Source organism: Pseudaquabacterium terrae, from assembly GCF_013266755.1.
Taxonomy (GTDB): domain Bacteria; phylum Pseudomonadota; class Gammaproteobacteria; order Burkholderiales; family Burkholderiaceae_C; genus Pseudaquabacterium; species Pseudaquabacterium terrae.
Genome location: NZ_JABRWJ010000005.1, coordinates 78,005 through 90,258 on the forward strand (window position 1 = coordinate 78,005; position 12,254 = coordinate 90,258).

General features: G+C 69.3%; 13 protein-coding genes. 1 reads left to right on the plus strand and 12 read right to left on the minus strand.

The window, feature by feature from the left end; translation table 11 throughout:
- Nucleotides 1-134 precede the first annotated feature (134 nt).
- From rplI to ppsA, 6 genes are all read right to left on the minus strand, one after another.
- A complete protein-coding gene (gene rplI / locus HLB44_RS16340; RefSeq protein WP_173124414.1) occupies nt 135-587 on the minus strand; it encodes a 50S ribosomal protein L9 in 453 nt (150 codons plus the stop codon).
- A gap of 16 nt (nt 588-603) precedes the next feature.
- Nucleotides 604-894, minus strand: a complete 291-nt coding sequence (gene rpsR, locus HLB44_RS16345) for a 30S ribosomal protein S18 (RefSeq protein ID WP_173124416.1) — start codon at nt 892-894, stop codon at nt 604-606.
- 12 nt (nt 895-906) lie between these two features.
- Entirely contained in the window at nt 907-1,227 is a 321-nt protein-coding gene (gene priB / locus HLB44_RS16350; RefSeq protein WP_173124418.1) for a primosomal replication protein N, read from the minus strand.
- Between the two features lie 41 nt (nt 1,228-1,268).
- Nucleotides 1,269-1,631 carry a 30S ribosomal protein S6 gene (gene rpsF, locus HLB44_RS16355; protein WP_173124420.1) on the minus strand — a complete coding sequence of 121 codons (363 nt, stop codon included), beginning with the start codon at nt 1,629-1,631 and terminating at the stop codon, nt 1,269-1,271.
- 113 nt (nt 1,632-1,744) lie between these two features.
- On the minus strand, nt 1,745-3,877 hold the full coding sequence (locus HLB44_RS16360) for a VC_2705 family sodium/solute symporter (protein WP_173124422.1): 2,133 nt from the start codon (nt 3,875-3,877) through the stop codon (nt 1,745-1,747).
- A gap of 18 nt (nt 3,878-3,895) precedes the next feature.
- Nucleotides 3,896-6,292: a phosphoenolpyruvate synthase gene (ppsA, locus tag HLB44_RS16365; protein WP_173124424.1), complete on the minus strand. Its 2,397-nt coding sequence runs from the start codon at nt 6,290-6,292 to the stop codon at nt 3,896-3,898.
- A 203-nt stretch (nt 6,293-6,495) separates the two neighbouring features.
- Here ppsA and ppsR point away from each other — a divergent pair, with 203 nt between their 5' ends.
- The gene (ppsR, locus tag HLB44_RS16370) at nt 6,496-7,320 is read left to right on the plus strand and encodes a posphoenolpyruvate synthetase regulatory kinase/phosphorylase PpsR (protein ID WP_173124426.1); all 825 of its coding nucleotides are present in this window, start codon (nt 6,496-6,498) and stop codon (nt 7,318-7,320) included.
- On the opposite strand, the gene HLB44_RS16375 is transcribed toward ppsR, so the two are convergent.
- The 6 genes from HLB44_RS16375 to lpxD are packed head-to-tail and all read right to left on the minus strand — an operon-like array spanning nt 7,314 to nt 12,251.
- Nucleotides 7,314-8,102, minus strand: coding sequence for a TrmH family RNA methyltransferase (locus tag HLB44_RS16375; RefSeq protein WP_173124428.1), 789 nt, complete (start codon nt 8,100-8,102; stop codon nt 7,314-7,316). The genes ppsR and HLB44_RS16375 overlap by 7 nt on opposite strands.
- Nucleotides 8,099-8,836: a ribonuclease HII gene (gene rnhB, locus HLB44_RS16380; protein WP_173124430.1), complete on the minus strand. Its 738-nt coding sequence runs from the start codon at nt 8,834-8,836 to the stop codon at nt 8,099-8,101. The genes HLB44_RS16375 and rnhB overlap by 4 nt, the downstream gene beginning before the upstream one ends.
- Entirely contained in the window at nt 8,808-9,953 is a 1,146-nt protein-coding gene (gene lpxB / locus HLB44_RS16385; protein ID WP_173124432.1) for a lipid-A-disaccharide synthase, read from the minus strand. The genes rnhB and lpxB overlap by 29 nt, the downstream gene beginning before the upstream one ends.
- A 4-nt stretch (nt 9,954-9,957) precedes the next feature.
- Complete coding sequence (gene lpxA / locus HLB44_RS16390) at nt 9,958-10,746, minus strand: acyl-ACP--UDP-N-acetylglucosamine O-acyltransferase (RefSeq protein WP_173124434.1); 789 nt, start codon at nt 10,744-10,746, stop codon at nt 9,958-9,960.
- 18 nt (nt 10,747-10,764) lie between these two features.
- On the minus strand, nt 10,765-11,217 hold the full coding sequence (gene fabZ, locus HLB44_RS16395; RefSeq protein ID WP_173124436.1) for a 3-hydroxyacyl-ACP dehydratase FabZ: 453 nt from the start codon (nt 11,215-11,217) through the stop codon (nt 10,765-10,767).
- Nucleotides 11,214-12,251 (minus strand): UDP-3-O-(3-hydroxymyristoyl)glucosamine N-acyltransferase, encoded by a 1,038-nt coding sequence (lpxD, locus tag HLB44_RS16400; RefSeq protein ID WP_173124438.1) that lies wholly within the window; start codon nt 12,249-12,251, stop codon nt 11,214-11,216. Before lpxD ends, fabZ begins: the two co-directional genes overlap by 4 nt.
- Nucleotides 12,252-12,254 lie beyond the last annotated feature (3 nt).

Below are 12,254 nucleotides of genomic sequence, written 5' to 3' on the forward strand. Positions count from 1 at the left end.
GCTGTGGACGGGCGGGGGAGCTTCGGTGCATAGCCACCGAAATCGCCGCACCAACGAAAAAGGGCCGGCAATGCCGGCCCCTTTCGGGAAAAGGGCCGGCGTTGCCGGCCCTTCGGGTGCTGGGAGCCGCAGGCTTATTCGGCCTCGGCCACCACGTGCACCGTGACTTCGACGACCACGTCGGTGTGCGGTGCCACCGACACCGGGTGCTCGCCAACGGTCTTGAGCGGACCGGTGGGCAAACGCACCTGGGCCTTGGCGATGTCGAAGCCGGTCTTCTTCAGCGCGTCGGCGATGTCGGCGTTGGTCACCGAGCCGAACAGGCGGCCGTCGACGCCGGCCTTCTGCGAGATCGTCACGGTCTTGCCGGACAGCTTCTCGCCGAGCGCTTGCGCGGCGGTGAGCTTGTCGGCGGCGACCTTCTCGAGCTCGGCACGGCGCGCTTCGAATTCCTTGATCGCGGTGTCGGTCGCGCGGCGGGCGCGCTTGGTCGGGATCAGGAAATTGCGGGCGTAGCCGTCCTTGACCTTGACCACATCACCCAGGTTGCCGAGGTTGGCGACCTTGTCGAGCAGGATCACTTGCATGTTGTTCTCTCCTGGCTCAGACGCGATGCTGGTCGCTGTACGGCAGCAGCGCCAGGAAGCGGGCGCGCTTGATCGCGGTGGTCAGCTGGCGCTGGTAGTACGCGCGGGTGCCGGTCAGGCGGGCCGGCGTGATCTTGCCGTTCTCGCCGACGAAGTCACGCAGCACGTCGACATCCTTGTAGTCGATCTCTTCGACACCGGCGACGGTGAAGCGGCAGAAGCGCTTGCGCTTGAACAGCAGCGATTGCTGGTTGCGCTTGGGCTTGCGGTCCTTGGAAAACTTACCTTTACCACGGGGCGGGGGCATGGTGCACCTCTCTCAATCTTGCGAAACGTTGGGGCTCGAGGACTCGAGGCCGAAATCCAGGGCGGTGACATGGAACAGCAGTCCGCGTCCGTTGCGTGCTGTGGCCAGGAAGCCGGCGAAAGTGCCTTGGCTGCCCAGCGCCAGCGCGCCCAGGTGCTGCGTGATCGCCCCGATGCCCAGTGCCTTGATCTCCATCGAGACCTTGCGCGGGGAACCATCCTGGCTGACCGTCGACTCGTGCTGGAGTCTCAGGTCGAGGGCCGGCAAGCCGGCGGGCGTGTAGCGCATCGCACCTCGTTCGACCAGTTGCGCCGTCAGAACCAGCCGGTTCATCGACGGCGCGACCGGCTCGGTCGCGGCGGCGGTTGCCGATGTCAGGCGCTGGTCTCCTGGGCGGCCTTGCGGGCTTCTTCCTTCTCGACCGCCTTCATCATCACCGAAGGCGTGGTCTCGGCCTTGGCCTTGGCCACCGTCAGGTGGCGCAGCACGGCGTCGTTGTAGCGGAAGCCGGTCTCGATCTCGATCAAGGTCTCGTTCGAGACCTCGATGTTCAGGCACACGTAGTGCGCCTTGGCGAGCTTCTGAATCTGGTAGGCCAGCTGGCGGCGGCCCCAGTCCTCGACCCGGTGCAGCTTGCCGCCGGCAGCGGCGACGATGCCCTTGTATCGTTCCAGCATGGCCGGAACCTGCTCGCTTTGATCCGGGTGGATCACGAGCACGATCTCGTAATGACGCATGAACACTCCTTGTGGGTTCCGTGGATCGGAAGCCACCCAGCAGCGTCAGGAGCTGGTGTGGCAAGTGGACGTGACCGCCTTCAAGGCATGGCCAGTCCGGGAAAAGCCGGCGATTATAGCCCGCTCGTCGGGCTCGCGGCAGTTCCCGGATGGCGCGCCGGCACCGGCTGGTGCAGTTGCTCGACCAGCGACGATTCGGCCGGGCCGGGGCGCCGGCTCAACAGGCTGACGACGATCAGCACCAGCGCACCGGCCGGCACGCCGAACACGCCGGCCGACACCGGATCGATGCCGAACCAGCGCAGCGGTTGCGGCGACAGCCCGAGCCACATGCGCGCCGCCGGCAGCCCGGCGATCATGTAGCCGACGCAGACCGCGAGGCCGGCGAGCATGCCGGCGGTGGCGCCGGCGCGGGTCGCGCGGCGCCAGAAGATCCCGAGCACCAGCGCCGGGAAGAAGGCCGCGGCGGCGAGCGAGAACGCCGCCGAGACGAAGGGCAGGATGCCGGCAATGCGCAGCGAGGCGACCCAGGCCGCGGCGACCGCGGCGACCAGCACCATCATCTTCGACAGCATCACCCGCTTGACGGCCGACGCACGCGGGTTCAGCACGCGGTAGTACAGGTCGTGCGACAGCGCGTTGGAGATCGTCAGCAGCAGCCCGTCGGCGGTCGACAGCGCCGCCGCCAGCCCGCCGGCCGCGACGAGGTAGGTCACGACCAGCGGCAGCCCGCCGAGCTCGGGCGCGGCGAGCACGATCATGTCGCCGGCCAGCCGCAGCTCCGACAGCTGCAGGATGCCGTCGGCATTGATGTCCTGCACCGACACCAGCCCGGAATCGAGCTTCGACCAGCGCCGGATCCAGTCCGGCAGCGCGCCGAACGAGGTGCCGACGAGCTCGGTGAAGACCTGGTACTTGACCAGCACCGCGAGCACCGGCGCACACAGGTACAGCAGCACGATGAACGACAGCGACCAGCCGACCGAGCGCCGCGCCGACGCGACGCCGGGCGTCGTGTAGTACCTCGTCAGCACGTGCGGCATCGCCGCGGTGCCGAGCATCAGGCAGAACACCAGCGCGAGGAAGTTGCGCCGCGGCGGCGATTCGGGGCTGCCGGTCGACGCGCCGGCGACGGCCGCGAAAGGGTCGGTCTGCGGCGCGATGCCGGCCATCGGGCGCGACTGCGCATCGGCCAGCGTCAGCTCGCGCTGATACCCGGCGCGCGCATCGGCCACCGTGCGCGGCAGCCGCTGCAGGCCGCGCTCGGCCTGCTGGATCTCGGCCAGCGGTGCGTTCTCGGCGCGCAGCCGGTCGGCCTCGCGCGCCAGCCGCTCGGCATCGGCGACCATCGCCGCGGGCACGTCGGCGAGCTTGCGGCGGGCATCGTCGGCACGCTGCGCCCACAGGCGCTGCACGTCGAGCTCGCGCGGATCGGCCCGCAGCTCCCCTTCGCGCTGCGTGACGACCGCGAGCTGCTGGCCATAGCTCAGCCACGGCACCCACGAGCCGGTCTGGTTGACGCTGAGCCACAGCACCGGCACGACATACGCAATGATCAGGACGATGTACTGCGCCACCTGCGTCCAGGTGACCGCGCGCATGCCGCCGAGGAACGAGCAGACCAGCACGCCGCCCAGCCCGACGAAGATGCCGATCTCGAAGTTGAAGCCGGTGAGGTGCGAAGTGATCAACCCGACGCCGTAGACCTGCACGACGACGTAGACGAAGGACACCAGCACGGTCGCGCCGACGCCGATCAGCCGCGGCAGCTGGCCGCCGTAGCGCGCGCCGAGGAAGTCAGGCACCGTGTACTGGCCGAAGCGGCGCAGGTAGGGCGCGAGCAGCAGCGCAACCAGGCAGAAGCCGCCGGTCCAGCCGAGGATGTAGGCCAGGCCGGCAAAGCCCTGCAGGTACAGCACGCCGGCGGTGCCGATGAAGGACGCCGCCGACATCCAGTCGGCCGCGGTCGCCATGCCGTTGTACATCGCCGGCACGCGGCGGCCGGCGACGTAGTACTCGGCCTCGTCGGTGGTGCGGCTCAGCAGGCCGATCGCCGCATAGATCAGCACCGTGGCGATCAGGAAGCTCGCGCCGATGCCGTGCCGCGGCCAGCCGGCACGCTCGCCGAGCGCAAGCACGATGACGAACAGCACGACACCGGCGGTGAACAGCGCATAGCGCCGGTGCAGGCTGCGCGCGAAGCTGCGGGTGGTTTGCGGGGGCGGCGGCTGGCCGGTGTCGTCCAAGACCGCCCTCGCCCGCTTTCAGCGCCCGGCCAGCCGGACCCAGGTGTCGACCACCGAGTCCGGATTCAGCGAGATCGACACGATGCCTTCCGCGGCCAGCCAGTCGGCGAAGTCCGGATGGTCGCTGGGCCCCTGGCCGCAGATGCCGATGTACTTGCCGGTGGCGCGGCAGGCGGCGATCGCGCGCGAGATCATCGCCTTGACGGCCGGATCACGCTCGTCGAAGTCCTCGGCCAGCTGCTCGAGCCCGGAATCGCGGTCCAGCCCCAGCGTCAGCTGCGTCAGGTCATTCGAGCCGATCGACATGCCGTCGAAATGCTCGAGGAACTGTTCGGCGAGGATCGCGTTGCTCGGCACCTCGCACATCATGATCAGGCGCACGCCGTCCTTGCCGCGCTCGAGGCCACGATCGGCCAGCAGCTTGGCGACGCGCTCGGCCTGGCGCACCGTGCGCACGAAGGGCACCATGATCTCGACGTTGTTCAGCCCCATGTCGTTGCGCACGCGCTTGATCGCCTCGCACTCCATGCCGAAGGCGTCGGCGAACTCGCCGCTGATGTAGCGCGACGCGCCGCGGAAGCCGAGCATCGGGTTCTCTTCGTCGGGCTCGTAGCGCTTGCCGCCGATCAGCTTGCGGTACTCGTTGCTCTTGAAGTCGGACAGCCGAACGATCACCGGCTTGGGCCAGAACGCCGCGGCGATCGTCGCCACGCCCTCGGCGAGCTTGTCGACATAGAACGCGCGCGGCGACGCATGGCCTCGGGCCACCGACTCGACCGCCTTCTTCAGGTCCGGGTCGACGTTGGGATAGTCGAGGATCGCCTTCGGGTGCACGCCGATGTTGTTGTTGATGATGAACTCGAGCCGCGCCAGGCCGACGCCCGAGTTCGGGATCTGCGCGAAGTCGAAGGCCAGCGTCGGGTTGCCGACGTTCATCATGATCTTGATCGGGCAGTACGGCAGCTCGCCGCGGCGCACCTCGCTGACCTCGGTCTCGAGCAGGCCGTCGTAGATGTAGCCGGTGTCGCCCTCGGAGCAGACCACCGTCACCAGCGCGCCGTCGGCCAGCTTGTCGGTCGCGTCGCCGCAGCCGACGACCGCCGGGATGCCGAGCTCACGCGCGATGATCGCCGCGTGGCAGGTGCGGCCGCCGCGGTTGGTGACGATCGCCGAGGCCCGCTTCATCACCGGCTCCCAGTTCGGGTCGGTCATGTCGGTGACCAGCACGTCGCCGGGCTGCACGCGATCCATCTCGGCGATCGAGGTCACCAGCCGAACCGGGCCGGTGCCGATCTTCTGGCCGATCGCGCGGCCCTCGGCCAGCACGGCGCTCTGGCCCTTGAGCTTGTAGCGGTGCTCGACCTGGCCGACCGCCTGGCTCTTCACCGTCTCGGGGCGGGCCTGCAGGATGTAGAGCTTGCCGTCGATGCCGTCCTTGCCCCACTCGATGTCCATCGGGCGCTTGTAGTGCTGCTCGATGATCAGCGCGTACTTCGCGAGCTCGATCGTGTCCGCGTCATTCAGCGAATAGCGGTTGCGCTGCTCCGGCGGCGTGTCGACCGTCTTGACCAGCTTGCCGCTGGCGGCGCGCTCGGCGTCGGACGCGAACTCCATGCGGATCAGCTTCGAGCCAAGCGTGCGGCGGATGACCGACTGCTTGCCGGCCTTCAGCCCGGGCTTGTGCACGTAGAACTCGTCGGGGTTCACGGCGCCCTGCACCACCGTCTCGCCCAGGCCGTAGCTGGAGGTGATGAAGACGACGTCCTCGAAGCCCGATTCCGTGTCGATCGTGAACATCACGCCGGCGGCGCCGAGGTCGGAGCGCACCATGCGCTGCACGCCGGCCGACAACGCGACATCGGCATGCGCGAAGCCCTTGTGCACGCGGTAGCTGATCGCGCGGTCGTTGTAGAGCGACGCGAAGACTTCCTTCATCTTGTGCAGCACGTCGTCGATGCCGTGCACGTTCAGGAAGGTCTCCTGCTGGCCGGCGAACGAGGCGTCGGGCAGGTCCTCGGCGGTGGCCGACGAGCGCACCGCGAAGCTGCCGGCGGGACCGTCGCCTTCGAGCGTCGCGAAGGCCTGCCGCACCGCGGCTTCGAAATCGGCCGGGAACGGCGCGTCGATCAGCCAGCCGCGGATCTCGGCGCCGGCTTCGGCCAGCGCCTTGACGTCGTCGGTGTTCAGGGCCGCGAGGCGCGCGTTGATCTTCGCGGTCAGGCCGCCGTGCTCGAGGAAGCGGCGGAAGGCGAGCGCGGTGGTCGCGAAGCCGCCGGGCACGCGCACGCCGGAAGCGGCCAGCTGGCTGATCATTTCACCGAGGCTGGCGTTCTTGCCGCCAACGACCTCGACGTCGGTCATCCTCAGGTGTTCAAACGGTACGACCAAGGCGGTCGCCAGGGGGGTTGCAGACATGGGAAAGCTCCGTGATGGTGAGAAACCGGTGCCGTCCAGGCTGCACCACGGGCCCACGCTCCAGCGTTTGTCGATTCTTGTACGAGGCGGGAGGGGCTCATCGAGGGGCAGTCAACTGCGAAAAGCGCTGGGCCTGGATTCTAGGGATGAAACACCTATCATCCTGAACCGCTGCTGAATCGACGCCTGCCGGCCGCCCCGCCATGCCCCTACGAAGTGTGTTCTTTGTCTCGGACGGGACCGGCATCACCGCCGAGACCTTCGGCAACTCGATCCTGGCGCAGTTCGCGGCCAAGCCCCGGCACGTGCGGCGGCCGTTCATCGACACCATCGACAAGGCGCGCGCGGTGGTCGACGAGATCAACGGCGTCGCGGCCAGCGAAGGCAAGCGGCCGATCGTCTTCATCACGCTGGTCAGCGACGAGGTGCGCGACATCGTCACCTCCGACAATTGCCGCGGCCTGGTACTGGACATGTTCCGCGCCTTCGTCGAGCCGCTGGAGGCCGAATTCGGCATCAAGTCGAACCACCGCGTCGGCCGCTTCTCGGATGCCGCGAAGAGCTCCGAGTACAACGATCGCATCGAGGCCATCAACTTCTCGCTGGCCCACGACGATGGCCAGTCGGCGCGCAACCTGGCGCAGGCCGACGTGATCCTGCTCGGCGTCAGCCGCAGCGGCAAGACGCCGACCTCGCTGTACCTGGCGATGCAGCACGGCATCAAGGCCGCGAACTATCCGCTGATTCCGGAGGACTTCGAGCGCGGCAAGCTGCCGGGGTCGCTGTCGCAGCACCTGGCCAAGTGTTTCGGCCTGACGATCGATCCGGAGCGGCTGCGCCAGATCCGCAACGAGCGCCGGCCTGACAGCAAATACGCCTCGCTCGACAACTGCCGCTACGAGGTGCGCGAGGCCGAAGCGATGATGCGGCGCCACGGCGTCTCGTGGCTGAGTTCCACGCACAAGTCGATCGAGGAGATCGCGACGACGATCCTGCGCGACATCCGGCCGGACCGGCTGATCTATTGACCGGCGTCCGCCCCGCGCATCGATTCGTGCAGGCAGATCGCCGCCGCCGCGGCGACGTTCAGCGATTCCTCGCCGCCCGGCTGCGCGATGCGCACCAGTTGCGCGCAGCGCGCCTGCAACGCCGGGTCGACACCCTGCCCTTCATGGCCGAACAACCACGCGCAGGGCCACGGCAGCGCCGTGCGATGCAGCGGCGCGCTCGCCTGCAGGCTGCTGCCGATGCAGGGCACCTGCAGCCGATCGATGTCTGCCGGCTGCAGCCCCTCGATCAGCCGCAGCGCGAAGTGCGCGCCCATGCCGGCGCGCAACACCTTCGGCGACCACAGTGATGCGGTGCCACGCAGCGCCAGCACTTGCGTGAAGCCGAACGCCGATGCGCTGCGCAGCAGGCTGCCGACGTTGCCGGCATCCTGCACGCGGTCGAGCACGATGCTGGCGAGCCGGCCGTCGATGTCGGGCGCGGCCGGCAGCGCCCACAGGAAGCCGATGCGGCCGGGCGATTCGAGTGCGCTGACGCTGTCGAACAGCGCGTCGGGCACCACGGCGACACGCGGCGCCCATTCGGCCAGCGAGCGCAGCGCCGCACGACCCCAGGCCGATTCGGCGACCAGCGCCTGCGCCGGCCGCTCACCGCGCGCGCGCAGCGCACTGCACAGGTGTTCGCCCTCGAGCCACACCTGGCCGTCCTTGCGGTAGCCGGCTCCGTCGCGCAGCAGCTTGCGCAGGCGCACCAGCAACGGGTTGTCGCGGGCGGTGATTGCCTGCGCGACCGGCGACGTCACCGTCGATCCTCGTCGTCGATCACGTCGGCGACCGCCTGCGCCGCCGCCAGTGCATCGACCGGCAGGCCGAGCGCCACGCGCACCGGTGCGTAGCTGCGGCGGTGGATGTCGCAGGCGCCATGCACCCGCAAGGCTTCGAGGTGTTCGGCCGTGGCATAGCCCTTGTGCGCGGCGAAGCCATAGGCGGGATAGCGCTCGTGCAGCTCGAGGCACAAGCGGTCGCGGTGCACCTTCGCGAGGATCGACGCCGCCGAGATCGAGGCCACCAGCGCATCGCCCTTGACGATCGCCTCGCCCGGCATGCGCAGCACCGGCAGCCGGTTGCCGTCGACCAGCACCTTGTGCGGCACCAGGCGCAGCCCGTCGACCGCGCGGCGCATCGCCAGCATCGTTGCCTGCAGGATGTTCAGTCGGTCGATCTCCTCGACATCGGCCTCGGCGATGCAGCAGGCCAGCGCCTTGGCGCGGATCTCGTCGAACAGCTTCTCGCGCCGCGCCGGCGTCAGCACCTTCGAATCCGCGAGGCCGCGGATCGGGTGCAGCTCGTCGAGGATCACCGCCGCGGCCACGACCGGGCCGGCCAGCGGGCCGCGGCCGGCTTCGTCGACGCCGGCGACCAAGCCGCCCGGCACGTCCCACGACAGGCCGAGCTGTTGTGGGGCACGCAAACGCTTCGCGCGGCGGGCCGGCGCTTGGGGGCTGCGGTCAGGCGGCGAGGACTTGCGCGATCGCATCGGCGGCTCGTTGGGCGGTGTCTTGGCGCAGCAGTTGGTGCAGTTCGGCGAAGCGGCGCTCGACCGCTTCGACGCGGGGCCGATTGTCCAGCCATGCGAGCGCCTCGCGCGCCAGTGCTTCGGGCGTCGCGTCGTCCTGGATCAGCTCGGGCACGACGAACTCGCGGCTCAGGATGTTCGGCAGCCCGACCCAGGGCTGGTAGCGCATGCGCTTCATGCGCTGCCAGTTCAGCCAGGCGAGGCGGTAGCAGATCACCATCGGCCGCTTGAACAGCGCCGCTTCGAGCGTCGCGGTGCCGCTGGCGACCAGCGTGACGTCGCAGGCCGCCAGCGCTTCGTGCGAGCGGCCGTCGAGCAGCTCGACCGGCACGCCGGGCGCCAGCTGCCCGAGCAGCGGATCGACCAGGCCGCGCAATCCCGGTACGACCGGCATCACGAAGCGCAGCTCGCGGCGCTGGCGAAACATCAGCGCCGCAGCCGCCAGGATCAGCGGCGCGATGTGGCGGATCTCGCTGCGCCGGCTGCCCGGCAGCAGCGCGACGACCGTGTCGCCATCGGCCAAGCCGAGCGCGGCGCGGCTGGCCGCACGGGGCGGCTCGAGCGGAATCACATCGGCCAGCGGGTGGCCGACGTAACTTGCGGCGACGCCGTGCCGCTGCAGCAGCTCGGGCTCGAAGGGGAACAGGCACAGCACGTGGTCGGCGGCTTCGCTGAGCTTCTTCACCCGCTCACCACGCCAGGCCCAGATCGACGGGCAGACGAAATGCAGTGTCTTGATGCCGCCGGCGCGCAGCCGCGTCTCGAGGCCGAAGTTGAAATCCGGCGCATCGACGCCGATGAAGGCCGCCGGCCGTTCCTGCAGCAGGCGCTCAGCAAGCTGGCGGCGGATGCGCAGCAGCTCGGGCAGCCGGCTGAAAGCGTCGACATACCCGAACACCGAGAGCCGCTCATGCGGCCACCAGGCGTCGAAACCCTGCGCGGCCATGCGCGGCCCGCCGATGCCGGCAGCCTGCAGATCGGGCCAGCGTCGGCGCACGCCGGCCAGCAGCAGCGACGCGAGCAGGTCGCCCGAGGCTTCGCCGGCGACGAGCGCCAGCCGCAGTGCGTCGCCGGACATGCGCCTAACGCACGATGCCGCGGGCGGCCGAAGCGAGGAAGCCGAGCATCAGCTCGATGTCGGCCAGCGATTCCGGCGCGTCGGCCTTCATTGACTCGATCTCGGCGATCGCCGCCTCCAGCGTCAGGCTCTTGCGGTACAGCGCGCGGTGCATCTGCTTGATGCGGCTGATGCGCTCGGCGCTGAAGCCGCGCCGCTTCAACCCCTCGGCATTGATGCCCTGCGCCTCGGCCGGGTTGCCGGCACAGGTCACGTACGGCGGCACGTCCTGCGACAACCGGGTCTGGAAGCCGGCCATCGCGTGCGCGCCGACGCGCACGTACTGGTGCACGCCGGACAGCCCGCCCAGGTACGCCCAGTCGCCCAGGTGCACGTGACCGGCGAGCTGCACCGCGTTGGCGATGATCGTGTGGTCGGCGATGTGGCAGTCGTGCGCGATGTGCACGTAGGCCATGATCCAGTTGTCGTCGCCGATGCTGGTCAGCCCGCCGTCCTGCACGGTGCCGGTGTTGATCGTCACGAACTCGCGAATCGTATTGCCGTCGCCGATCTGCAGCAGCGTCGGCTCGCCGGCGTACTTCTTGTCCTGCGGCGCCGCGCCGACCGAGGCGAACTGGAAGATGCGGTTGTCGCGGCCGATCGTCGTGTGGCCGTCGATCACGCAGTGCGCGCCGACCGTCGAGCCGGCGCCGATGCGCACATGGGCGCCGATCACCGCATAGGGGCCGACGGTGACGTCATCGGCCAGCTCGGCCTGCACGTCGACGATCGCGGTGGCATGGATGCGGGACATCGTCGCGCTCCTCCGGCGTCAGGCGACCTTGCGCATCGTGCACATCAGCTCGGCCTCGACGGCCGTCTCGCCGTCGACGCTGGCGCGCACCTTGTACTTGTAGATGCCGGCCTTCGCGCGCTCGAGGCTGGCCTCGAGGATCAGCTGGTCACCGGGCTCGACGACGCGTTTGAAGCGCGCACCGTCGATGCCGACGAAATACACCACGGTGTTCTCGTCCGGGTCCTCGCCCATCGATTCGAAGGACAGCAGCGCCGCCGTCTGCGCCAGCGCTTCGAGCATCAGGACGCCCGGCATCACCGGGCGGTGCGGGAAATGGCCCATGAAGAAGGGCTCGTTGATGGTGACGTTCTTCAGCGCCTTGATGCGCTTGTTCGCTTCGAACTCGATGACGCGGTCGACCAGCAGGATCGGATAGCGATGCGGCAGCTTCTTGAGGATCTTGTGGATATCGAGCACGGCGGCGGTCATGATTTCTTCTCCAGCGCACGCAGCCGTTCGCGAAGCGAGTGCAACTGGCGCAGCGTGGCGGCGTTCTTTTCCCAGGACGCATTGTCATCGAACGGGAACAGGCCGCTGTACTGTCCCGCCTTGAGGATCGAGCGCGTGATCACCGTCGCCGCGGTGATGTGCACGTGGTCGACGAGCTCGAGGTGGCCGAGGATGATCGCGCCGCCGCCGACCGTGCAGTGGCGGCCGATCTTGGCCGAGCCGGCGATGCCGACGCAGCCGGCCATCGCGCAATGCGCGCCGATGCGCACGTTGTGGCCGACCTGGATCAGGTTGTCGAGCTTGACGCCCTCGTCGATCACCGTGTCGTCGAGGGCGCCGCGGTCGATGCAGGTGTTGGCGCCGATCTCGACGTCGTCGCCGATGCGCACGGCGCCCAGCTGCTCGATCTTTTCCCAGCGGCCACCGGCGTCCAGCGCTTGCGGCGCGAAGCCGAAGCCGTCGGCGCCGATCACGACGCCGGCGTGCACGATGCCGCGTGCGCCGATGCGGCAGGCGTCACCCAGCGTGACCCGACCCCCGAAGCGCGTGCCGGCGCCGACGAACGCGTCCGCGCCGATGTGACTGTGCGGGCCGATCACGGCATCGGCGCCGATCTCGGTGCCGTCGTCGATCACTGCGAAGGCGCCGATCGAAGCGCTCGGATGCAGCCGCACGCCGGCGCCGATCACCGCGCTCGGATGCACGCCGGCCACGGCGCGGCGGCGCGTGCGCGCGGCCCACCACTGCGTCAGGCGCGCGAAGTACAGATAGGGGTCGGCGGTGACGATGACCGCACCGCGGGCCGCGGCCGCCTCGCGCAGCGCCGGGGCGACGATCACGGCCGCGGCCTGCGTCGTCGCGAGCTGCGCCGCGTAGCGCGGATTGGCGAGGAAGCTGAGCGCCGCGGGATCGGCTCTGTCGAGCGGTGCGAGCCGGCTGATCGGCAGCGTCGCGTCACCGAACAGTTCGCCCCCGAGGGCGGCGACGATCTCGGCCAGCGTGACCGGTGACATCAC